We start from the raw sequence: 22,871 nt of genomic DNA, 5'->3' as shown, positions 1-22,871 counted from the left end.
GCGACCTCGGTGCGCCGAGGTCAACCGCCTCGCTTCGTGCCGACGAGCCGACGGCGGTAGCCGACACCGACGGCTTCGTCGGCGACCTCCATCACGTACTGGCCGTACGGCGACTTGGACATGTCCTCGCCCAGCCGGCGGCACGTCTCGGCGTCGATGAAGCCCATCTGCAGCGCGACCTCCTCCAGACAGGCGATGCGCACCCCCATGCGCTCCTCCATGGCCTGCACATAGATGCCGGCCTTGAGCAGCGCCTCGGGGGTGCCCGTGTCGAGCCAGGCGAAGCCCCGGCCGAGCTCGATCAGCTTGGCCTTGCCGCGTTCCAGGTACCACCGGTTGACGTCGGTGATCTCCAGTTCGCCACGCGGCGACGGGCTCAGGTTCTTGGCCACGTCCACGACGTCGTTGTCGTAGAAGTACAGGCCGGTGATCGCCCGGTCGGACTTCGGTTCGGCCGGCTTCTCCTCGAGCGAGACCAGCCGCCCCTCGGCGTCGGTCACCCCGACCCCGTACCGCTCGGGGTCCGGTACCGGATAGCCGAAGAGGACGCAGCCGTCCACGTCGCGGGCGTTGCGGCGCAGCAGCTCCCGGAATCCCGAGCCGTGGAAGATGTTGTCCCCCAGCACCAGGGCGACGGGGTCGGCGCCGATGAAGTCGGCCCCGATGGTGAACGCCTGCGCCAGGCCGGCGGGCTTCTCCTGCGCGGCGTAGCTGAGCGAGAGGCCCAGCCGCGAGCCGTCGCCGAGCAGCCGCTGGAAGTACGGCATGTCGGTGGGCGTGGTGATGACGAGGATCTCCCGGATGTCGGCCAGCATGAGCACCGACAACGGGTAGTAGATCATCGGCTTGTCACTGACGGGGAGGAGCTGTTTCGACACGGCCAGAGTGATCGGATGCAGCCGGGTCCCCGTGCCTCCGGCGAGGACTATCCCCTTCATCGTGGTCCTCGGCCTCAGGAAGCCGGACGGTCCTGGTCGATGACGCGCTCCCGGGTCCGGATCTCACCGGTCCCGGTGCGCACCAGCTCGTCCACCACGGTGAAGGTCGGCTCGAAGTCCACCTTCCCGGTGGCGTCGGTCCGCGTGACCAGGCAGACGTAGTCCACCCGCCAGCCGTCCTCGGTCCTCTCGATCAGGTAGTGGTCGAACCAGTGCCGCGGCACGACCGACCTGTACCGCGGGAGCGCGGCCCGCATCGCCGTGACCATCGCCTCGCGGCCGGCGAGGCGCTCCCCTCGGTGCGCGTGGTCGATGACGCCGTCCTCGGTGAAGGTGTCGGCGAACTCGTCGATCTTCAGGGCGTCCATCAGGCGGCACTGTCGGGCGTAGAAACCGAGGATCTCCACGTACTCCTCGGCCGTCACCTTCTGCCGCTCGGCGGTCTGCGTAGCCACGATGTACTCCTCCTCAGGCATGAGTTTTCTTCCTGAGGAAGCGTTGTCCGGGCAGCTGGAAATCGACTGGATTCTCGGTGCACCACACATTCCCCGACCGTGTCTTCCGGAATTCTAGTGAGGCTCGTGCCGCTCAGGTGATCCTTGCCGACAAAATGGCCCCGGGAATGGAGTTCGGGAATGACGCTTCAACAGGTCCGGTCGGAAATGCGAGAGGTCGCCCCGTCGGTCTACGCGTGGATTCAGCCCGACGGCGGGTGGTGCCTGAACAACGCCGGCCTGATCCTCGACGGGGAGTGCGCGGTGCTGGTCGACACGGCCGCCACCGAACGCCGTACCCGCGTCCTGGCCGAAGCGGTGGGCGCGCTGGCGCCTGCCGGGCCGGACTTCCTGGTCAACACGCACTTCCACGGCGACCACACCTTCGGCAACTCCTACTTCAAGCCGCGGGCGACGATCATCGCCCATGAGAACTGCGCCCGTGACCAGATCGCCGCGGGCCCGGGGCTGCGCGGGTTGTGGCCGGACGTGGAGTGGGGGGAGACGCCGGTTCTCGGAGCCGACGTGACCTACAGCGGCGACGAGGCCGCCGTCCACTCGGGCGGCCGGCGCATCGCCCTGCTGCACCCCGGAGCCGCCCACACCACCGGCGACACGGTGGTGTGGCTGCCCGACGACGGCGTCCTGTTCACCGGGGACGTCGTGTGGTCCGGGAGCACTCCGTTCTGCCTGATGGGCTCGGTCACCGGCTCGCTGGAGGCGATCGAGCGGCTGCGCGCGCTGGGGCCGGAGACGGTGGTGCCCGGTCACGGGCCGGTCGGCGGTGCGGAGCTGCTGGACGAGACCGCGTCCTACCTGAACTGGCTGGTGGAGGTGGCGGACTCGGGGCTGCGGGCCGGACGGTCGGCGCTGGAGACGGCCCGGGCCGCCGACCTGGGCGCGTGGGCCGGGCTCCTCGACGCCGAGCGCATCGTCGGGAACCTGCACCGCTCCTACGCCGAGCTCGCCGGAGCGGTACCGGGTGCGCCGATAGACGTGGCCATGGCCTTCGGGGAGATGGTGCAGTTCCACGGGGGTCTCCCGGTGTGCCGTGCCTGAGTGACGGCCTGTCGGCACAGGGGGTGTGACGCACTCGCGTCACACCCCCTGTCCGGTTCTGCTGCCGGCACTACAGGTCCGGCCACTCCGGCCAGCCGGCCGCCGCGGGCGACTCCGGGTCGGGCCGGTGCCCCCAGCCGGTGGCGGCGGGCTGGTGCGAGCTGGGCCAGTCCGCCCAGCCGGCCCCCGCCGGCGCGTCCGGACGGATGTGGTGTGCCGGGCCGGCCACCGCGGACGGATCCGCGGCGGACCGGTGCAGGCATGTCAGCAGCGCGACGGTGAGGACGGCGATCTCGTGCTCGGTCGGCCGCCCGGAGCGGATCGTGAACAACGGGTCCGCGGTCATGGCTACATCGGGGGGTTGCCGTGCTTGCGCGCTGCCAGGGAGGCGCGTTTGCCCTCCAGCATCTCCAGCGCCCGGATGAGGGTCTCGCGGGTGTGCGCGGGGTCGATGATGTCGTCGACCAGCCCGTGCTCGGCCGCGTAGTAGGGGTGCATCAGCTCCTCGCGGTAGGAACGGATGCACCGCTCCCGCGTCTCCTCCGGATCGCTCGACGCCGCGATCTCCCGGCGGAAGATGACGTTCGCCGCGCCCTCGGCGCCCATCACCGCGATCTCGTTGGTGGGCCAGGCCAGGGACAGGTCGGTCCCGATGGACCGCGAGTCCATGACGATCCAGGCACCGCCGTAGGCCTTGCGCAGGATCAGCTGGACGCGGGGGACGGTGGCGACGCAGTAGGCGTAGAGCAGCTTCGCCCCGTGCCGGATGATCCCCTGGTGCTCCTGCTCCCGGCCGGGCAGGAAGCCGGGCACGTCCACCAGGGTGACCAGCGGGATGCTGAAGGAGTCGCACATCTGGACGAAGCGCGCGCCCTTGTCGGACGCGTCGATGTCCAGGGTCCCCGCCGAGACCAGGGGCTGGTTGGCGATCACCCCGACCAGCCGGCCGCCCATCCGCGCCAGCGCGCAGACGATGTTGCGGGCCCAGTTCGGCTGCACCTCGAAGTACTCGCCGTCGTCGACGATCTCCTCGATCACCCGGAGGATGTCGTACGCCTGGGTGGGCACCGACGGCACGAGGTCGAGCAGGGCGTCGGTCCTGCGGTCCACCGGGTCCGTGCAGGGGACGACCGGGGGCAGGGACCGGTTGTTGGCGGGGAGCAGCGACAGCAGGTACCGGACGTCGGCGATGCACGTGTACTCGTCGTCGTAGACGAACGACGAGACGCCGGAGACACCGGCGTGGACGTCCGCCCCGCCGAGGCCGTTCATGCTGATCTGCTCGCCGGTGACGGCCTGGACCACGTCGGGGCCGGTGATGAACATCTGGGCCATGTCCCGGACCATGAACACGAAGTCCGTCAGCGCGGGCGAGTAGGCGGCCCCGCCCGCGCACGGCCCGAGGATCACGCTGATCTGCGGGATGACTCCGGACGCCAGGGCGTTGCGGCGGAAGATCCCGCCGTAGCCGGCGAGCGCGGTGACACCCTCCTGGATCCGGGCCCCCGCCCCGTCGCAGAGGCTGACCAGCGGGGCGCCGGCGGCGACGGCCATGTCCATCAGCTTGTGGATCTTCGCGGCGTGCGCCTCGCCCAGGGCGCCGCCGAACATACGGAAGTCGTGCGCGTAGGCGAAGACCTTCTGCCCGTGGACCTTCCCCCAGCCGACGACGACCCCGTCGGTGTGGGGGCGCTTGTTCGCCAGTCCGAAGGCGGTCGCCCGGTGCTTGCGGAAGGCCTCGATCTCGACGAACGTTCCCTCGTCGAAGAGCAGGTCGAGGCGTTCCCTGACGGTGAGTTTCCCCTTGGCGCGCTGGGCGGCGGTCGCGTTCGCGCCCGGCCCCTCGCGGATCACCGCCTTGAGCCGGGTGAGCTCCTCGGTACGGGTCCGCAGGTCGTCGCGTTGGACGGCCTCCTCGGGGTCGCCCTGGAGTATCGCGCTCCCGGGCGACTCGGTGACTGGCGTCAGCATGAAAAGCCCTTTCGTTGCGACATGGCGGTGGCGGACTGCGGCTGGGGCCGCGACGCTGCTGCGGCGGCGGCCACAGCAGCTGCGGCTCAGCGGAGCTGACGCACCACCATCGCCGAGTTGAAGCCTCCGTGCCCCCGGGCGATGATCAGCGCCGAGCGCACCGCCGTCTGCCGGGGCTCGCCGACCACGAGGTCCAGCTCGTACTCGGGCACGGCCTCCCGGACGCCGACGGCGGGCGGGATGGCGCTCCAGAACATCGACAGCAGCGCCGTGGCGACGTCGAGGGAGGCACCGCCGGCGAACAGCCGCCCGGTCATGGTCTTGGGCACGGCGACCGGGACGCCCCGGGGTCCGAAGACCGCCTTGATCGCTTCTGCCTCTACCTGGTCCAGCTCGGGCTCCCCCACCGCGTCGGCGAAGACGACGTCGATGTCCGCGGCGTCCATGCCGGCGTCGCCCAGCGCCATCTCGACAGCTCGCTGCAGGCCGGGCGGGCGGCCCGGCGTGCGCGGGTCGAAGGTGGAGGCGTATCCGGCGATCTCGCCGTAGATGTTGGTGCCGGGCCGCTTCTTCGCGCTCTCCGGTGTCTCCAGCACCATGATCGCGCCGCCCTCGCCGGGCACATAGCCGCCCGCGCGCTCGTCGAAGGGCAGGTAGGCCCGCTGCGGGTCGGAGCTGCGGCTGATCCGGCCGGTGGCCTGGTGGGCGACCCAGGCCCACGGGCACAGCGTGCTGTCGATCCCGCCGGTGAGCATGAGGTTGGCGCCGTCCCGCAGCTGCCGCCGGGCGTGCCCGATCGCGTCGATCCCGCCGGCCTGCTCGGTGATCACCACGGCGCCGGGCCCGTGCATCTTGTGCCGGATGGATATCTGACCCGTGTTGACCGCGTAGAACCACGCGAACGACTGGTAGGCGCTGACGTACTCCGGACCCTGGTGGTGCAGCTTGGCCAGCTCGCGCTGGCCGAACTCGTACCCGCCGCCGGAGGCCGCCGTGACCACGCCCATCTCGTCGGTGGGCACGTCGCCGCCCCGCACCCCGGCCTGGCGCAGCGCCCAGTCGGTGGCCACCAGCGACAACCGGGTGATGTGGTCGGACTGCGGCAGGATCCGGTCCTGCAGGTGCCGGTCGGGCGCGAAGTCGGGTATCTCGCCGCCGAGTTTGTGCCGGTACTTCGAGATGTCGAACTTGGTCACCCGGCGGATGCCGGACTGGCCGGCCATCAGCGCGCGCCAGTACGCGGTCGGGCCCAGCCCGTTGGGCGCCGCGATGCCGATTCCGGTCACCACTGCTCGCCTGGTCATCGCTTCGCTCCTCGTACGTTTCGCAGGATCATCGCGCTCTGGAACCCACCGAAGCCGCTGCCGACGGTCAGCACGGTGTTGAGCCGCTTCTCACGGGCCACGTTGGGCACGTAGTCCAGGTCGCACTGCGGGTCGGGTTCGTTGAGGTTGGCCGTCGGCGGGATCAGTCCCTCGCGCATGGCGAGCAGGCAGCCGGCGATCTCCAGCGAGCCGATCGCCCCCAGCGAGTGACCGATCATCGATTTGAAGCCGCTGATCGGCGTGGTGTAGGCGTCCTCGCCGAGGCTGCGCTTGAAGGCGCCGGTCTCGTGCAGGTCGTTCTGCTTGGTGCCCGAGCCGTGCGCGTTGATGTAGTCGATGTAGGGGGGCAGGACCCGTGCCTGGTCCATCGCCACCTCGATGGCGGAGGCCATGTCCTTGCCCTCGGCCTCCAGACCGGTCATGTGGTACGCGTTGCAACGCGAGGCGTATCCGGCGACCTCGCCGTAGATCTGCGCGCCGCGGGCCCGTGCGTGTTCGAGCTCCTCGATGACGAGGATCGCGCAGCCCTCGGCGAGCACCAGGCCGTCCCGCGTCTTGTCGAAGGGGCGGCAGGCGTGCTCGGGGTCGTCGTTGCGGGTGGAGCTCGCGCGCAGCACGTCGAAGCAGACCACCGTGATCGGCGACAGCGGGGCCTCCGTGCCCCCGCTGATGACGACATCGGCGCTGCCTTCCTCGATCAGCCGGGCCGCGTAGCCCACCGAGTCGATGCCGGAGGTGCAGCCGGTCGAGACCAGGGTGACCGGTCCTTCCGCGCCCGTGTCCGTGGCGAGTTCGGCCGCCATCGAGCTGGGGTTCACGTAGTCGTACAGATGGGGGACGGTGTAGCCCTGGTCGACCTCCCAGAGCCGGCCGCCGTCACTGCCGATGGTGAACTCCCGCTCCAGACTGGTGGTGCAGCCGACCGCGGAGCCGAGGGCGACGCCGATCCGGGTCGGGTCCAGCGCGTCGAACTCCAGACCCGCGTCCGTGACCGCTTCCCGGCCCGCGACCACCGCGAACTGCGCGGCGCGGTCCAGGCGGCGCACGTCCTGCGGGGTCAGACCCGACTTCGTCGGATTGAAGTCGACCTCCCCCGCCATGCGGGAGCGGTAGGGCGAGGGATCGAAGTGGGAGATCGCCCGGGTCGCCGTCCTGCCCTCGGCAAGTAGGCTCCAATATTCCTTGACACCTATGGCACCTGGCGAAATGACGCCGAGCCCAGTGATCACAGCGCGACGGGACACCGATGGCCTCCTGGATCAGTGTGGGTTGATTTGTGTGACAATGCGCCGCCTGGCTCGTGACTGACTTGACAATCACCGCACCGGCGCGGCGGAGACCTCACGGGCTCGCTTCTCGGCCGCCTGGTGCGCCATGGCGAGGGACTTCTCGGCGAGCGGCACGAGATCGGCCATCCCGGGCACCCGCGGGGCCAGCGAGAGCTGGGCGGCGATGACCTCGATCCGCAGGCCGAGACCGGTACCGAACACGGTCTCCAGGTACGGGCCGCAGTGGTTGGCCTTCTCCATGGGGCTACCCGGTGTGTACCCGCCGCCGTAGCTGGCGACGACGGTCGCGGGGCGGCCGGCCAGCGGGCCGGGGGTGCCGTCGAAGGTGATCGTGCGGTCGTTGACCAGGACCTGGTCGAGCCACGCCTTGAGCGTGGAGGGGATGGACCAGTTGTACATCGGGGTGCTCACCAGCAGCGTGTCGGCGGCCAGCAGTTCCTCGACGAGTTCGTCGCGCAGCAGCATGGCGGCGCGCTGGCGTTCGTCGTGCGCGGCCGGCGGGGTGAAGCCGGCGGTGACCCCTGCCTCGGTGAGCGGCGGCACGGGCACGGCGCCCAGGTCCCGGTAGGTGACGACGCCGTCCGGGTTCTCCTCCTGCCACGCCCGGCGGAAGGTCTTGGCCAGTTCCCTGGAGACCGAACCCTGGGACATGGCGGAGGAGTCGATGTGCAGCAAGTGCGGCATGGCTGTCTCCCGAAAGGTCTGCGGACCGTGGCATGGGCCCGTTCACGCCACGGTCGGTCAGCTCGCTCGTGTCGCGGCGGACCCCGCCTCAAGCGGCGCCCGCGCCCCGGCATGCGTCAGGGGCGGGATGCCCACGGCATTCCCACCCCTGTGCTCCGGTGTTCTCCGGTGTTCTCGGACGCTGCGCGCTCCTACGGGACGAGCGCGGTCAGCAGCACCGACTGGTCGCCCTCGATGCTCCGCACGCCCTGGTAGACCAGGCCCGCCTGCTCGAACAGCGCGGCGAACTGGTCGACGCTGCGCCGTTTCCCGCCGCCCATGAGCACCATCAGCAGATCCACGGCGGTGCAGATCTCCTCGAACGGGCTGTCGCCGCCCAGCAGCATGTCGACGACCACCACACGGGCGCCCGAGGCCGCGGCCCGCGCGGTGTTCCGCAGGATCTTGACGACGGTGTCGTCGTCCCACATGTACATCATGTGCTTGTACAGATAGGTGTCCGCGCCACCGGGCACGGACTCGCGGCAGTCCCCGGCGAGCAGTTCGACGCGTTCGGCCAGGGCACCGCCCGCCCGCAGCTGTCCGTCGACGCTGGGCAGCACCTGCTCCAGCTCGAGCAGCACACCGCGGATGCCGGGGTGCGCCTCCAGCAGCCCCAGCAGCAGCTGCCCCTGGCCGCCGCCCACGTCCATGACCGTCTCGCCGGGGCTCGGGGCCAGCGCGGCCACCAGGGCGGGGGCGTTGTTGAGCAGGATGGTGTTGGCGGTCATCGCCCGGTTGAAGATCGCGCCGGCCTCGGGGTCGTCGTTGACGAAGTAGCTCTGCGCCTGGGTGCCGAAGACCTTGGGGAAGGCCGCCTCGCCGGTGCGCACGGCCTCCGCGGTGTGGTGCAGCACCGAGACCGGGACGTGCAGCCACCCGAAGCGGATGACATCGGGGGCGCCCCAGGGCGAGTCCTGACGGATCATCCGCGACAGCTCGGTGTGGCGGAACCGGCCGTCCTCGACGGCCTCGAAGAACCCCTGGCAGGACAGTGCGCGCAGCAGCCGCCCGAGCGCGTCCGGGTCCGCGCCGACGGTCTTCGCCAGCTCCTCGGCGCCGAGCGGCTCGTCGTCCAGCGCGTCGGCCACCTTCAGGTCGATGGCCGCCTGGACGAACTGCAGGGCCGCGAAGCCCATGCCGATCTGGTAGAGCTTCACCCGGGCTTCCAGGGAGGGAAGTGCGGCAGTGGTCATGGCTCTCTCTGCTCCAATCGTGCCGGTCGTTGGCTCGGGTCAGCCGTGCTGTGCCATGAGCCGGGCGTAGTAGCGGCCGGGATCGGGCACGTCGTGGCGGATGATCCGGGACCTGGCGCGCAGTCCCTCCTCGGTGCGCACCAGCTCGTCGGTGACGACACAGCTCGGTTCGAAGGTCACGGCACCGTCCTCGTCGGTGACGCTGACCAGACAGGCGGCGGTGACCCGTATCGAGCCGTCCGGCTGCGGATCGGCGCGGCGGTTCTCGAACCAGTGCCGGATGGTGCTGGTCCCGTAGCGGGGGATGTTGCCGCGCATGCCCTCCAGCAGCGCCCCGCGGCTCTGCAGCTGCCACCCGCCCTGGTAGCCGAAGACGCAGTCCTCCGTGAAGGTCTGCGCGAAGGCCTCGAAGTCGCGCTCCTCCAGCAGCGGCATCTGGTGGGCGTAGAAGGCGGCGATCTCGGACGACAGGTCCGAGTTCTGCTCAGTATGCTGCTCCGAGTGCTGCAGCGTCTGCGACACGGTGCACCCCTTTCGACGGTCCGGTGGTTCGCGGGAACGGCACCGTGCACCCTTGCGATCCAGAGTGGCTGGAGTGTGGGTGAAACGCCGGCGGCGAGAGCTCCAGCCGGGCGCGACCTCCCTTCGAGAGCGATCTCCCACCCTCGGCACAGCACAGGCACCGATCCCTCGCACAAGGAGCTGACGACATGCCCGACGGGACGCCGACGAAGAGCCATGAGGTACGGCTCGTCTCCTATCCGGACGGCGAGCTCTCCCTCGACCACTTCGAGGTCGCCGTGACCGAGCTGGCCGAGCCGGAGCCGGGTCAGGTGGTGGTCCGCAACGAGTGGATGTCGCTCGGCACGGTCTACCGCGACCAGATGCAGTCCGCGCTGGACATCCCGATCCCCGTCTTCCAGCTCGGCCAGGCCATGTGGGGCCGCACGGTCGGCACCGTGGTGAAGTCCGCGAGCCCCGATCTCGCCGTGGGCGACCTGGTCGAGCACTTCAGCGGCTGGCGCGACTACGCCCTGGGGTACGCCGGTCAGTTCTTCAAGCGGGACCCCGGTCAGCTGCCCGGGAGCGAGTACTTCCTCTCCAACGGGCCCACGGCCTGGCGCGGGCTGGCGGAGATCGCCCAGGTGCGCGAGGGTGACGTGGTGTTCGTCTCCGGCGCCACCTCCGGCGTCGGCTGCCTCGCCGCCCACATAGCCAAGGCGCTCGGCGCGGCGAAGGTCATCGGCAGCACCGGCTCCCGGAAGAAGATCGACTTCCTGCTCCAGGAGGCCGGGTACGACGCCGCGTTCGACTACCACGACGGCCCGGTCGTGGACCGGCTGCGCGAGCTGGCCCCCGACGGGATCACGGTCTTCTTCGACAACGTCGGCGGCGAGCAGTTCGAGGCGGCGGTCCAGGCGGCCGCCCCCGGCGCCCGGTTCGCGCTCTGCGGCTCGCTGGCCGCGCAGCACGGCGAGGACGCCCGCCCCCGTCTGGACCTGCAGAGCCTCATTCCGCGCGAGCTGTCCTTCCAGGGCTTCGCCACCCTGCACACACCGCAGCAGATCGAGGACTGGAACGCGCAGTTCGGCACGTGGCTCGCCGAGGGCCGGATCACCTTCCCGCACACGGTGGTGGAGGGCGGAGTCGCCGCGCTGCCGCAGGCCATGATCGACCTGCTGAACGGCCGGCTCTCCGGCACCGCGCTGGTGAGGTTGTCCTGAGCATGAGTACCACCGGAGGCCCGGTCCTGAGCACACGGGCGCTCAACCGCGCACTGATCCACCGCCAGTTGCTCGCCCAGCGGTCCGCGCTGTCGCCCGCACAGGCCATCGCCCACCTGGCCGGCCTGCAGGCCCAGGCCCCCAACCCGCCCTACATCGGCTTGTGGACACGGCTCACGGACTTCGCGGTCGAGGACCTGGCGGTCCTGGTCCGTGAGCGGAAGGTGGTGCGCATCGCCCTGATGCGCTCCACCATCCACCTCGTCACCGACGACGACTGCCTCGCCCTGCGTCCGCTCCTGGCCGAGATGCTGGCCCGCACGGTCAAGGGGCAGTTCGGCCGGCAGGTCGCGGGCCTGGACACCGAGGAGATCGCCAAGCTGGGCACCGAGCTGGCCGAGGAGCGCACGCTCACCTTCGCCGAGCTGGGTGCGCTCATGGCGGAGCGCTGGGCGGGCTACGACGCCAACGCGCTGGCCCAGACCGTGCGCAACCTGGTACCGCTGGTCCAGGTCCCGCCGCGCGGGCTCTGGGGCCACAGCGGGCAGGCCGCCCACACCACCGCCGAGCGCTGGCTGGGCCGCCCGCTCGACCCGGACGCCTCCATCGACACCTACGTACGGCGCTACCTGGCCGCGTTCGGTCCGGCGAGCGTCAAGGACATGCAGAAGTGGTCCGGTCTGACCCGGCTGCGGGACGCGTTCACCCGGCTCGGGCCGGCGCTGCGCACCTACCGGGACGAGACCGGGACCGTGCTGTACGACCTCGCCGGGACGCAGCTCCCGGACGCGGCCGAGGAGTTGCCCGCCCGGTACCTGCCGGAGTTCGACAACATCCTGCTCTCGCACGCCGACCGGGAACGGATCATGGCGCCGGAGTACCGCGCCCGGGTCTTCACCAACAACGGCATCATCCGCTCCACCTTCCTGATCGACGGCTTCGTACGGGGCCTCTGGCGGATCGACCGCGTCAAGGAGGCCGCCACCCTGGTCGTCCAGCCCTTCGCTCCCCTGGCGCGCCGGGACGTCGTCGAACTGACCGAGGAGGGGGAGCGGCTGCTGAGCTTCGCCGCGTCCCCCGCCGAGCGCCACGACATCCGGTTCGAGCCGGTCGGCTGACACCCCGCGCGTCCACCACCTGAGGAGGTCATTGCCATGACTGTCGCCGCCCTCTCCGCCCGCGAACTGTCGGCGGCGGCCGACGAGCTCGCCGGCCTCGCGGCCGAGCGCGCCGCGGCCGCCGACACCGCCGGGCGTCTGTCCCCGGACGTCGTCACCGCCCTGCGCGCGAGCGGATTCGCCCGGCACTTCGTCTCCGCGCGCTGGGGCGGCACCGAGGGGACGGTCGCCGACCTCGTGCAGGGCGTCCTGCGGGTGTCGGCGTCCTGCGCCGCCACCGGTTGGTGCGTCGCGCTGCTGGCCGCGTCCTCCCGCTATGCCGCGCATCTGCCCGAGCAGGGGCACGAGAAGCTGTGGGGCTCCGGTGCCGACGCCCTCATCGCCACCGGCCTGGTGCCGACGGGCACGGCCGAGCGGGCCGAGAACGGCTACCGGCTCTCCGGCCGCTGGCAGTACATCAGCGGTGTGGACTTCGCGGACTGGGTGCTGCTGTGCGCGAACGTGCCCGAGGAGGACGCCAAACCGCGCTTCTTCGCCCTGCCCAAGGGCACCTTCGGCGTGGTGGAGTCCTGGGACTGCGTCGGTATGCGGGCCACCGGCAGCCACACCGTGGTGGTCGACGACGTCTTCGTGCCGGCCCATCTGTCCTTCGCCCGCGGCGAGATGGAGAGCGGCGCCAACAGCTGGTCCCGGCTGCCGGGTCACAACATCCCCTTCCAGGCGATCGGGGCCACGACCTTCGCCGCCCCCGCCGTGGGCGCCGCGGAGGGCGCGCTGGCGGCGGCCGTCCGCGTGCTGAAGGGCAAGCGGATGACCGACGCGGTCCAGATCGATCTGGTCCGGGCCGCGGCGCGGATCGACTCGGCGCGCCATCTGGTCGAGCAGAACGCCGCCGTGATCGACAGCCGCGCTTTCACGCCAAACTTTTTGGCACGCAATCAGCGGAATGCCTCATTCGCCGGCGAACAGGCGGCCGAGGCCGTGACGGCGCTGGTGCGCGTGGCCGGCACCGCCGGCCTGAGCGACTCGGGTGACCTGCAACGCTTCTGGCGTGATGTCACCACGGCCACCAGTCATGTGGCACTGCGCTACGACATCACCCGGGCCGCGGCGAACTACAGTGCGGCACTTATCGAACAAGCCATCTGACGAAAGTTACGTACACGGCCAGATTCCGATGCTTGAATGACCGCGTGATCAGAGTCTTGCTGGCTGAGGATCTCCATATGCTGCGCAGGGCACTTGTCTCCCTGCTGAGCCTTGAAGAGGACATAGAGGTTGTCGCGGAGCTGTCGAACGGCTCGGACGTCGTGGCGCGCGCCCAGGCGTGCCGCCCCGACGTGGCGGTGCTGGACATCGACCTGCCGGGCACGGACGGGATCACCGTGGCGTCCGCGCTGTACACCACGCTCCCCGAGTGCCGGACGCTGATCCTCACCGGCCTCGGGCAGCCCGGCCACCTGCGCCGGGCGGTGGCGGCCCACGCCCACGGCTTCCTGCCCAAGGACGCCGAGCCGGAGCGCCTGACCGCCGCGATCCGGGCCATCGCCAAGGGCGAGCGCGCGTTCGACGCGACACTCGCCCTCGCCGCGCTGGAGACCGAGCCCGGCACGCTCACCTCCCGCGAGGTCGAGGTCCTGCGGCTGGCGGCCCAGGGCGAGGAGGCCGCCCAGATAGCCAGGAAACTCCACCTCGCCACCGGCACGGTACGCAACTATCTGACCACCGCGGTCACCAAACTGGGCGCCCGCAACCGCGTGGACGCCATCAGGATCGCCCGCGAATCAGGCTGGCTGTGACCCGCCTCGGGGAGCACCCCGTCCAGGCCCTGAAGTTCGGATCATCCCGGCGCCGCACCTCACGGCCGGCCTGATCCGAACGACAGGGTCTGGGACGCGTCTGATGATTGATCTTGTGGCAGGGCGAGGCGAGTTGACGGATGTGGCGTGGGAGCGGATCGAACCGCTGCTGCCAGGCTTGGATGGTCGGGGTCGGCCGTGGCGGGATCACCGGCAGGTGGTCAACGGGGTGCTGTGGCGGCTGCGGACAGGTGCTCCGTGGCGTGACCTGCCCGAGCGTTATGGGCCCTGACAGACGGTCTACGAACGGTTCGCCCGCTGGGAGTCGACGGGACCTGGGCCAGGCTGCTGGAGCACGTCCAGGTCCACGACGCCGCGGTGAGCCGGGTCGAGTGGGCGGTCTCGGTGGACTCCACCATCAATCGCGCCCACCAGCACGCCGCCGGCGCCCGCAGAAAGGGGACCCCGACAGGGACAAACTGGAGGATCCGGAACGCTCGGCGGCTCGGCAGGCCCTCGGCCGGTCCCGGGGAGGACTGACGACCAAGGTGCACCTTTCGGCCGACGGCCGCGGCCTGCCACTGTCAATCGTGCTCACACCCGGCAACGTCAACGACTCCCACATGTTCGAGACGGTCATGAACGCTATCCGAGTCCCCCGAGTCGGGCGTGGACGGCCCCGCATCCGCCCCGAACGGGTCTTGGCGGATAAGGCCGTATTCGTCCCGGGCGATCCGCGCCTGGTGCAGGCGGCACGGCGTCGCCGCCACGATCCCCGAGCGGGCCGACCAGGCGCCAACCGGCGTTGGCGAGGCTCGCATGGCGGCCGCCCTCCGGCCATCGACCAGCAGGGGTACAAGGATCGCAACGTAGTCGAGCGCTGCTTCAATCGCCTCAAGCAGTTCCGCGCCATTGCGACCCGCTTCGACAAGCTCGCCGCCCGCTACCGGGCTGGGCTGCACCTGGCCTCGCTCATCCTGTGGCTCCGCGTCCTGCCGTCCTGGCGACGGAGTGTGGGCTACTTGGGATCAACCACGAAGGCAGTGGGCGGGATTCCATGCGCCGCGAGCCGCGACATGAGCTCCACCTCCTGTTGCTGTGTGACGGCGACCCACAGAGCGGTCCCCGTGTCGCTGGCGCTGAAGACCAGCTGGCCCTCACGCCAGCCTTCGGCGTGGATCGTGTGAGGCGCCAAGGCCAATAGAACCTCGAACTGCGGGTCATCGTGAACATCGACGTCGATCCCCATTCCGGGATCGTCCTTGACAGAGCGCGCTCCACGGACTACCGCGTCCCGGCCCATGGACAGTGCACGTTCGTAGAAGGACACCACCTCTTGCGGCCATGCAGCGTCGCTATAGGCATCGATGTGTGCCGTCTCGATGCTGGACCGCAGGACAAGAAGCGCCTCATGGTGAGCACGCGCGAGCTCTGCTGGCTCCAGAGAATCTCCGAGGAGCAGTGCACGACGCGGGCCATCGTCTTGATTGATCACGCGGGTGAGCCTCTCACGAGCGACCGAACCCCAGGTCACAGGGTGAGACGCACGATCGTCCTGATCATTTGTCAGACACGGCCCAGGACATCAGGAGCGTACGGTCGCCGGTGTCGCCCCGACGCCGTCCAGCGGGATCTCCAGGCGGAGTTCGAACCAGCCGTTGCCGGCATGGCCGACCGTGAGGTGACCGCCGAGGCGTTTGACGCGGAAGGTCAGGTTGTCGATGCCGCTGCCGCCCTCGCGCGACGAGCGCTGAGCCGGCACGGTGCGGACCACGCCGTCGTTGGCCAGCCGGAACCAGACCGCGTCGCCCCGGCACCCGGTCTCGATCTCGCACCGCCTGACCTCGCTGTGGCGCAGGATGTTGGTCAGCCCCTCGCGGAACACGGTGGCCAGTACGGTGTCCACCTCGGTCGGCAGCGTCTCGTACGCCACGTTGACCTTCGCCTGCACACCGAGCACCGCGAGCATGGCCTGGGCGTCGCACACCTCGGTGCGCAGGGACATCTTCCGGTAGCCGTGGGCGACGGCGCGGACGTCGGCGAGCGCCTGCCGGGAGATGTCGAGGACCTCGGAGATCTCCTGCCGGGCCTGGTCGGCGGCCGTCGGTGTCAACCGGTAGGCGAGTTCACACTTGAGGGTGATCGTCGACAGGCTGTAGCCGAGCAGGTCGTGCAGATCCCGGGCGAACCGCAACCGCTCCTGGGTGACCGCGAACTGGGCCAGCTCGGCACGGGACCGGTGCACCTCGGAGACCAGGTCGGTGAGCCGGGACAACGCGAAGACGACGAGCCCCGTCAGGATGGTGGACACGGTGGTGTAGGAAACGTCCCGCCAGCCGAGCCCGATGCCGAACTGCAGCATGTCCGTGCTCAGGATGACGACACCGAACGCCACCCAGCCCTGTCGCGGATCGCGCAGCACCAGCAGCGCCGATCCCGCCAGCAGTCCGGGCAACGGCAGCCAGGCCTGCCCGAACTGCACGAAGGGCACATAGCTCAGCAGCACCTGAAGGAGCAGCAGGACCCACGCATGACGGCCCAGCCGCGCCCCCAGCCGAGGGGCCAGCCTGGGCAGCAGCCGCGGGAACGAGATACAGAACTGCAGCGCCAGCACTACCGCGAGCAGCCCCAGCGCCTCGGCCAGCAGGCCCGGTGGATGGTTGGCGGCCAGCAGATAGGTGACCGCCACGAAGCCGAAGGCCAGAAGGATGACCGTGGTGATCGCCGCGGCGATCCTGGGTGCGAGTTGCTCGGCCGTTTCCTCTGTCTCGCCGGCCGGTAGGACATTGGGTTCCATAGATTCCATGCCGTCTCGACCGCTCCCCCGACGCGAGTCCCAGCTGGTGAAGGCGCACGATACCAGCCTTGTGACAGCCCCTCAATTCCCTCAACTCCCGCGTTTTGGACACGAGATCACCATGTCTCCTACACTCGCCTCCACCTTCCAGTCCAGGCCGACGGCCCGCTGGAAGGCGTCCGCGTCGGCGACGGGCAGGATCCGGGTCCGCAGTCCCATGGCCCGCGCCACCAGCGCCATTGTCTGCTGGAGCGCTCCCACGTCCTTGAGGATGTTGCTGTAGGCCGTACCGCTGAACTTGTACGCGGCGCGCGGAAAGCGGGCGGAGATGGCGACCAGCACGGACTCCGCCGCGGTCGGCTCCGGGCCCTCGCACCGCGCCGCGCTCGCCAGGCCGGCCGCGGCGCCGGGGTCGCCGGTCATCCGCTCCAGGCAGTGGTCGAGCGGGTCGTAGTGGTAGGCGCCCGTGGGCAGGCAGGTGGCCTCCTCGTCGGCCAGGACGTACACCTCCAGCGCGTAACTGTCGTCGACACTGGGGTACGGGCGCTCGCTCGTCGGGTAGTCGACCGGATCGAAGCCGGCCGGCGGCAGCAGGGCGCGGATCCGGGCCGCCCGGTACAGCAGCGTGCCGAGCCGGTCGAGCGTCAGCTCGCCGTCCCCGATGACCGGCCCGGTGCCGGGTTCCAGGACCGAGGTGAGGGGCGGGTCGGTGGCCGCCAGCCGGTCGAGGTCGGGCCGGGCGAGCGCGATCCGGTGCGCGGGGCGGGCCGGGTCCGCCGGGGCCGGCGGCTTGACCACCGGCGGCGGGGGCATCCGGCCGACCTGGGCGAAGGCGGCTCCGCGCGGCCGGCCGGGGCGCTCGCGCCGGCTGCCGGAGTGCACCAGCAGCTCGTCCGGGGACCAGCCCGTCAGTGCCGGATCGCGGTCCTCCGCGAAGGAGGGCTCGGCCGCCTCGTCCGCGACCACCAGGACCCCGGCGGCGACCAGATACGCCCGGACCGCCTCCACCACAGGGGTGTGGGGCGCGTCGAAGTCGTCCGCCGTGCCGTCGATACGGCCCAGCATCCCCATGACGCCGGGGTGGTGCAGGTCCACCTTGTGGTCGACGAGAGAGGACTCTATGTACAGGCCGCCCGGGCCGTAACGGATCACGGCGAAACGCGAGAGTCTGCAGATCCGGCCCAGCAGCGGCTTCAGCCTGGTGAGCCGGGCCCGCGCCGAGACCGGGACCACCGAGAGCAGCGGCACCGCGCCGATGGCGAGGGTGCGCACGATCAGGTGCTGGAACGGCCGGAGTTCGTCCAGCAGCTCCTCGGCGCGGCCGGGCGCGCCGGACGGCGAGGCCAGGATGTTGCGGATGGCCACCGGCCCGAGCAGCATCCGGCGCAGGGCCTCGCGCAGACCGGCGCTGGGCTCCTTGATCCGGAGATCCTCCCAGGGCGTCTCCAGCAGGATGGTGTCCTGGTGATCGGTGCCCAGATCAACAACGACGTCCTGCCGCAGGGACCAGAGATTGACCAATTCGGGGGCGAGACTGTCAAGGTGCACGGTTAATCCAAGGTGGGGGGATGATCAGAGGGGCAATCGCAGGGGGGTCACAGGAACGGTCACAGGAACAGCGGGACCGGGTTGAGGTGCTCGTAGCGGGTCGGTTCGGTCAGGTCGCCCATGCGCACCGGAACGTCGTAGAGACGGCCGGGGGCGAACCGGGCCCAGTGGGGGCGGAGCCCGGGGACGATGACGCGGGCCACCGGCAGCCCGACGTCGGGACGGGTCTGGTCGAGCACGAGCAGTTCCAGTCCGGCCCGGCGGACGATCTGCTCCGCCAGGGCGACGTCCTCCCGCAGATCGGCATGGGCCCGGTACGGATGGGTGTCCGGGGCCGTCGCGGGACGGTCCGGATCGGGCAGCAGATAAGGGAGTTCGGCGGCCCGGGCGGTGCGCATCCAGCGCAGCACCTCGGCATCGCCGGTCCCGTAACCGCTGCCGTCGCCACCCGCCTCCACGACATACGGGAGCATCTGGTTCAGTTCCGTGAGGGCGCGGTGCAGCGCGATCCGGGGATCGAAGTGGGCGCCGAAGCCGAGGGTGATGTCCTCCTCGGCCTTGTCCGTACGGCGCGACAGCGCGACGACCGTGGGGATGCCGAGATCGGCGGTGAGGTCGAGGGCCCACACCTCACGGTGGAGGGAGGTGTGCACCGTACGCAGTTCGGCGATCCAGGGATCCTCGAAGGAGCCGAGGTCAACCCCGGGCCGGCGCAGCCGGTTGTACCACCACAGGGCTACGGCGTCCCGCTCGACCAGTTCCAGGAACCCCTGGAGCACCGCGTCCTCGAGACTGGCGCCCGCGGCCACGCCGTTGGAGGTGGCGAGGCAGTACGGACGGCCCGCGAGGTGGGAGGCGCCGAAGTAGAGGAGTGCCGTGGGCAGCAGCCGGCGCCGCTGCGCGGTGAGCGACCACACCGGGGTCCACTCGATCTCCCGGTCCTCGTCGAAGGGTTCGCAGACCTGCTGGAACGAGCCGTGCTCGGCGTTCCAGCGCCCGCGGTCGGTGAACTGCTCGGCGGCGAAGAGCTGGACGGTGTCGGGGTGGACGGCCTGCCCGCCGAGCGAACGGCAGCTGGCGCGCAGCATCGGCTCGTCGCCCTGGAGGTGGCCGCAGTGCCGCTCCAGCGCCTCGGCCAGCGCGCTCACCCGCGCCCGCAGCGGGGTGCTGCCCTTGCCCGCGCTGGTGGCACGCAGTCCGGTGCGCCAGCAGCGCGGGTCCTGGTGGGCCAGGGCCAGGTTGTGCCCGGCGTGGAACACGTTGAGGAAGGCCGGGCCGCGCGGGTCGCGGCGGATCTCCCGGATCAGACCGGTGAGCGGGTCCACGTGGTGGCCGTAGCGCCGGAGCATCTCCTCCGGACACAGCGCCCGGTGCCCGCCGCCGTCGCTGTCCGCCTTGGGCCGGGATGTCAGCACCACGGGTGCCTCGACCTGGGCGGCCACCAGACCGGGGTCACCGCAGTCGGGGCACTGCGGACGCCGCCGTACCGGATGATGACTGCCCGTCAGCAGCAACCCGTTCAGGGTCCACAGTGCCTCCTGGCCCGGGTGACGGTGCCCGGCCAGCCACTTGACCGCCTCCAGCACCGCCAGATGGAGCCCGGCGAGCAGGCTCGCCGGCACCGCGCAGGGGCGGCGGGGCAGCGGGCCGGAGCGGCCCAGCCCCTGCTGGAGGCGGTACTCGACCGGGCGGCTGCGCCACAGCCGTTCGGCCAGGCAGGACCAGCACGGGCCGTCCGGCACGCCGAGGAACGGGCCGATCCAGGTCTCGGTGCCGTGGAGCTGGATCGGCAGCCAGCAGCGTCCGGTCTCCCGGTACTCCTGGTCGAGTTCACGCAGCCGGGGATCGAGGTAGTCGTCGCAGGCCACCATGACCAGCTCGGCGTCGGCCGCCGGCCCGGTGCGCAGACCGGCCGCCACGACGGCGGCGCGCAGTGCCTCGGGGCCGACACCCCCCACCGCCAGGGTGTGCACGGTGGCCGCGGAGCGGACGGCGGCGCCACCGAGACCGGCGGCGTCCCAGTACGCGCGCTCCGCGGCGTTGTCGGCCTGCCGCGCGGGCAGTTCGGCCAGCAGGTCGGCTTCGGAGAGACGGTCGAGCAGCCGCAGCGTTCGCTCGACCGGCAGCCGGCCGGCCGCCTCCTCAAGGATGGCGTCGCGCGACCTGACTCCGTCCAGGAGTCCCGCGAGGTGGCAGATCTCCTCACCGTGCAAGGTGGTGACGCGTCGCCCGGACACCAGGTAGACGGCTTCCCCGGGGACGATCTGGACCGTCAGGTGCTCCTTGAAGCCCAGGCGGAGCTGCTCCGAAGCCGACCGGATCACCGTCAGGCCCCGGCGCGGTCCGTGGTGGCGGGCTCCGCCGCCTCCGCCCAGCACACGAAGGAATCGGTCGGCGCGGTCCACGGGCCGGCCGGGTTGTACTCCTCGATGAACAGGTCCTCGGACACCTGCTGTGCGGCCATGACTTTCCCCTTCTGTCGTCAGTGAACCGCATCGGGCGACGCGGTCGGTGTGACCGTGCGGGGCGCCGTCGTCCTGCCGGTTGGTGAATCCGTGGCGTCGGCGTCTGACCAGGAGTCTCGCCGAGAGGACAAAGGCCGGGGTAGTGCCGCATTCACCGGACGGGGTGACGAATTCATGATCGCTGGATGACGGGTTCAGCAGGCTTCACCCGCTGTGCGCCGATGGCCGTGCGGGCCACGGCCCACGGGATTGTGCTGCCCCGCGGGCCGCGGCCCGGCTCTTGCTGCGGTTCGCGACCGTTCAGGAGGTCTCCGCCGCGGCCTTCCACTCCGCGCCGGCCTGGTTCTCGCCGTGCGCCGCGTTCTTGCGGGGCAGCAGGAACGTCAGCACGAGGGTGAGGACCATGCCGCCGATGAACCAGCGCAACGAGTGGGCGAAGGTGTCGGCGAACGTCAGCGCGTTGGTGTGCTTGCCCGCGTCGGCGTAGACCGCCGCGGCCTTCTGGTTGCTGCTCAGCTCGGACGGGACCTTGGCGCAGCTCGGCGCCTGGACCGTCCAGTCCTTCTCCTTGGCCTGGTCGCTCGTGCACTGCACGAAGTAGTCCACGATCCGGTCCGCGCTCTGCCCCGTGACCGACACGGCGGACAGGTCCTTGCGCAGCTGCGACGCCGTGTCCCGGGCGTTGTCGGACGCGTTGCCGCCCAGGGCGCCGAAGAAGATGACGCTGACCAGGGCCGTGCCGATGGCGAACCCGAGCTGCTGGTTGGTGTTGACCAGGCCGGAGGCCGAGCCCGCGTCCTTCATCGGGGCCTCGCTGGTGGCCATGTCCGGGATCGGGGACATCACCATGCCGAAGCCGAGCCCGAAGAACGCCAGCGGGAGCGCCATCTGCCAGGTGGTGACGCCGCTGCCGTAGTGCTCGACCACCCAGATGTAGGAGCCGAGGCCCAGCAGCACCAGCACCGCGCCGAGCTGCAGCAGCTTGCGCCCCATCTTGGCGGCGAGCACGGCGTACGACAGCGCCGAGGTGATGAAGGTGGTGATGCAGAACGGCAGGCTGGTCAGACCGGCATGGATCGGGGTCCAGCCCAGGCCGACCTGCATGTACAGGCTCCAGGACAGGAAGAACACGCCCACGCCGATGTTGAACGCCAGCTGCACGCCGAGCGCGGAGGAGAAGCTGCGCAGCCGGAACAGGTTGAGCGCGACCAGCGGCGAGCCGTCCTTGCGGGTACGGGCCTGCTGCTGCCGTAGGAAGACGAACACCGCCACCGGCGTCAGCGCCAGCAGGACGAAGCCCCAGGCCGGCCAGCCCAGCTCGCGGCCCTGGATGAGCGGGAAGACGAGCAGGAACAGGGTGACCGCGGCGAGGATCGCGCCGATGATGTCCAGCCGGAGCGCCACCGGCGCCCTGGACTCGCTGATGCTGGTCTGTCCCACGATCAGACCGAACAGGCCGACCGGGACGTTGATCAGGAACACCAGCCGCCATTCCAGGTCGAACAGGTTCCACTCGACGAGCAGGCCGCCGAGGCTCAGCCCGGTGAGCGCGGCGAGGCCGGCGACCGTGCCGAACATGCCGAACGCCTTGGCGCGCTCCTCGGGCGGGAAGCTGACGTGGATGATGGCCAGGACCTGCGGCACCATGATCGAGGCGAAGCCGCCCTGGGCCAGCCGGGCCACGATCAGCATGCCCGGGTCGACGGACAGGGCGGCGGCGAGCGAGGCGAGGGTGAAGCCCGCCACGCCGATCTGGAAGATCCGCTTGCGGCCGTAGATGTCGCCGAGCCGACCGCCGAGGATCAGCAGGAGGGCGAAGGCGAGCTGGTAGCCGGCGGTGACCCACTGGATCTCCGCGTAGCCGGCGTCGAGATCGGTGCGGATGGAGGGGATGGCCACGTTCAGGATCGTGCTGTCGAGCATGTCCATGAACGCGGCTACGAGGATCACCGTCAGCGCGATCCAGCGCTTGGGATTGAGCTCTCCCTTCTGCTCTCCCGACGAAGTTGCTTCCAGAGCGGTCACGAGCTTCTCCTTCTATGGGGGGTGTGTGTACGGCGGGGGTCGGCGGTGTCAGAGCAGCACGTAGGGATGCGTGTCGCTCGGCGAATAGGGATGTGAGGCCACCTCCACCACCTGGGTGGGGCTGAGCGCCATGTAGCTGTGCACAAGGCGCGGGTGAACGGTGACCAGGTCCCCGGCGACCAGCACGGTGTCGACGCGCTGGCCGGTGTCGAGGTCGTAATATGCGGCCCTCAGTTCACCGGAGATCACGAACATCACCTCGGTCTTGTCGAGGTGATAGTGGTTGCCGCGGCAGGGTCCGCCCGGAAGGCAGTCCCAGTAGGCGGCGAACCGGTAGGTGTCGCCGTTGGCGAACCTCACGAGATCTCCGGCGGGAGAGGAGAGCCTGCCCGGGCCGTCG

General features: G+C 70.5%; 21 protein-coding genes and 1 pseudogene. 6 read left to right on the top strand and 16 right to left on the bottom strand.

Features of this window, described 5'->3' with window-relative positions:
• Window positions 1-20: 20 nt before the first annotated feature.
• Window positions 21-938 carry a glucose-1-phosphate thymidylyltransferase RfbA gene (gene rfbA / locus ABZ937_RS19675; protein WP_361693429.1) on the bottom strand — a complete coding sequence of 306 codons (918 nt, stop codon included), beginning with the start codon at window positions 936-938 and terminating at the stop codon, window positions 21-23.
• Between the two features lie 14 nt (window positions 939-952).
• On the bottom strand, window positions 953-1,393 hold the full coding sequence (locus tag ABZ937_RS19670) for a nuclear transport factor 2 family protein (RefSeq protein WP_361693427.1): 441 nt from the start codon (window positions 1,391-1,393) through the stop codon (window positions 953-955).
• Between the two features lie 180 nt (window positions 1,394-1,573).
• On the opposite strand from ABZ937_RS19670, the gene ABZ937_RS19665 reads away from it, so the two are divergent.
• Window positions 1,574-2,491, top strand: a complete 918-nt coding sequence (locus ABZ937_RS19665; RefSeq protein ID WP_361693425.1) for an MBL fold metallo-hydrolase — start codon at window positions 1,574-1,576, stop codon at window positions 2,489-2,491.
• Window positions 2,492-2,561: 70 nt separating this feature from the next.
• On the opposite strand, the gene ABZ937_RS19660 is transcribed toward ABZ937_RS19665, so the two are convergent.
• From ABZ937_RS19660 to ABZ937_RS19630, 7 genes are all read right to left on the bottom strand, one after another.
• The gene (locus tag ABZ937_RS19660; protein WP_361693423.1) at window positions 2,562-2,837 is read right to left on the bottom strand and encodes a hypothetical protein; all 276 of its coding nucleotides are present in this window, start codon (window positions 2,835-2,837) and stop codon (window positions 2,562-2,564) included.
• 2 nt (window positions 2,838-2,839) lie between these two features.
• Window positions 2,840-4,462, bottom strand: coding sequence for an acyl-CoA carboxylase subunit beta (locus ABZ937_RS19655; RefSeq protein WP_361693421.1), 1,623 nt, complete (start codon window positions 4,460-4,462; stop codon window positions 2,840-2,842).
• Window positions 4,463-4,548: 86 nt separating this feature from the next.
• Window positions 4,549-5,766 carry a ketosynthase chain-length factor gene (locus tag ABZ937_RS19650; protein ID WP_361693419.1) on the bottom strand — a complete coding sequence of 406 codons (1,218 nt, stop codon included), beginning with the start codon at window positions 5,764-5,766 and terminating at the stop codon, window positions 4,549-4,551.
• A complete protein-coding gene (locus ABZ937_RS19645) occupies window positions 5,763-7,031 on the bottom strand; it encodes a beta-ketoacyl-[acyl-carrier-protein] synthase family protein (RefSeq protein WP_361693417.1) in 1,269 nt (422 codons plus the stop codon). Before ABZ937_RS19645 ends, ABZ937_RS19650 begins: the two co-directional genes overlap by 4 nt.
• Window positions 7,032-7,103: 72 nt before the next feature.
• A complete protein-coding gene (locus tag ABZ937_RS19640; RefSeq protein ID WP_361693415.1) occupies window positions 7,104-7,760 on the bottom strand; it encodes an NAD(P)H-dependent oxidoreductase in 657 nt (218 codons plus the stop codon).
• Window positions 7,761-7,951: 191 nt separating this feature from the next.
• Window positions 7,952-8,995, bottom strand: coding sequence for a methyltransferase (locus tag ABZ937_RS19635; RefSeq protein ID WP_361693413.1), 1,044 nt, complete (start codon window positions 8,993-8,995; stop codon window positions 7,952-7,954).
• A gap of 39 nt (window positions 8,996-9,034) precedes the next feature.
• The gene (locus tag ABZ937_RS19630) at window positions 9,035-9,517 is read right to left on the bottom strand and encodes a nuclear transport factor 2 family protein (RefSeq protein ID WP_361693411.1); all 483 of its coding nucleotides are present in this window, start codon (window positions 9,515-9,517) and stop codon (window positions 9,035-9,037) included.
• A 188-nt stretch (window positions 9,518-9,705) separates the two neighbouring features.
• On the opposite strand from ABZ937_RS19630, the gene ABZ937_RS19625 reads away from it, so the two are divergent.
• The 5 genes and pseudogenes from ABZ937_RS19625 to ABZ937_RS19605 all read left to right on the top strand — a co-directional run.
• A complete protein-coding gene (locus ABZ937_RS19625; protein WP_361693409.1) occupies window positions 9,706-10,719 on the top strand; it encodes an NADP-dependent oxidoreductase in 1,014 nt (337 codons plus the stop codon).
• A 2-nt stretch (window positions 10,720-10,721) separates the two neighbouring features.
• Complete coding sequence (locus ABZ937_RS19620; protein ID WP_361693407.1) at window positions 10,722-11,837, top strand: winged helix DNA-binding domain-containing protein; 1,116 nt, start codon at window positions 10,722-10,724, stop codon at window positions 11,835-11,837.
• Window positions 11,838-11,873: 36 nt separating this feature from the next.
• The gene (locus ABZ937_RS19615; protein ID WP_361693405.1) at window positions 11,874-12,986 is read left to right on the top strand and encodes an acyl-CoA dehydrogenase family protein; all 1,113 of its coding nucleotides are present in this window, start codon (window positions 11,874-11,876) and stop codon (window positions 12,984-12,986) included.
• Window positions 12,987-13,030: 44 nt separating this feature from the next.
• Window positions 13,031-13,636 (top strand): response regulator transcription factor, encoded by a 606-nt coding sequence (locus ABZ937_RS19610; protein ID WP_361693403.1) that lies wholly within the window; start codon window positions 13,031-13,033, stop codon window positions 13,634-13,636.
• Window positions 13,637-13,739: 103 nt separating this feature from the next.
• Window positions 13,740-14,625, top strand: a pseudogene (locus ABZ937_RS19605) (IS5 family transposase); the annotation flags it as partial.
• Window positions 14,626-14,654: 29 nt separating this feature from the next.
• Here the strand turns inward: ABZ937_RS19605 and ABZ937_RS19600 are convergent.
• The 7 genes from ABZ937_RS19600 to ABZ937_RS19570 form a co-directional block, all read right to left on the bottom strand.
• Complete coding sequence (locus ABZ937_RS19600) at window positions 14,655-15,131, bottom strand: hypothetical protein (RefSeq protein WP_361693539.1); 477 nt, start codon at window positions 15,129-15,131, stop codon at window positions 14,655-14,657.
• A 90-nt stretch (window positions 15,132-15,221) separates the two neighbouring features.
• Complete coding sequence (locus ABZ937_RS19595) at window positions 15,222-16,433, bottom strand: histidine kinase (RefSeq protein WP_361693401.1); 1,212 nt, start codon at window positions 16,431-16,433, stop codon at window positions 15,222-15,224.
• Between the two features lie 90 nt (window positions 16,434-16,523).
• Complete coding sequence (locus ABZ937_RS19590) at window positions 16,524-17,981, bottom strand: SagB family peptide dehydrogenase (RefSeq protein ID WP_361693399.1); 1,458 nt, start codon at window positions 17,979-17,981, stop codon at window positions 16,524-16,526.
• 59 nt (window positions 17,982-18,040) lie between these two features.
• On the bottom strand, window positions 18,041-20,305 hold the full coding sequence (locus ABZ937_RS19585; protein ID WP_361693397.1) for a TOMM precursor leader peptide-binding protein: 2,265 nt from the start codon (window positions 20,303-20,305) through the stop codon (window positions 18,041-18,043).
• A gap of 2 nt (window positions 20,306-20,307) precedes the next feature.
• The gene (locus ABZ937_RS19580; protein ID WP_361693395.1) at window positions 20,308-20,445 is read right to left on the bottom strand and encodes a hypothetical protein; all 138 of its coding nucleotides are present in this window, start codon (window positions 20,443-20,445) and stop codon (window positions 20,308-20,310) included.
• A gap of 301 nt (window positions 20,446-20,746) precedes the next feature.
• Window positions 20,747-22,471 carry an MFS transporter gene (locus tag ABZ937_RS19575; protein ID WP_361693393.1) on the bottom strand — a complete coding sequence of 575 codons (1,725 nt, stop codon included), beginning with the start codon at window positions 22,469-22,471 and terminating at the stop codon, window positions 20,747-20,749.
• A 48-nt stretch (window positions 22,472-22,519) separates the two neighbouring features.
• Complete coding sequence (locus tag ABZ937_RS19570; protein ID WP_361693391.1) at window positions 22,520-22,831, bottom strand: cupin domain-containing protein; 312 nt, start codon at window positions 22,829-22,831, stop codon at window positions 22,520-22,522.
• Between the last annotated feature and the right edge of the window lie 40 nt (window positions 22,832-22,871).

The sequence above is a fragment of the Streptomyces sp. NPDC046727 genome (genome assembly GCF_040645635.1).
In the GTDB taxonomy this organism is placed as follows: Bacteria; Actinomycetota; Actinomycetes; order Streptomycetales; family Streptomycetaceae; genus Streptomyces.
Note: the sequence above shows the minus strand (reverse complement) of the source record. Positions and strands in the feature narration are given on the sequence as shown.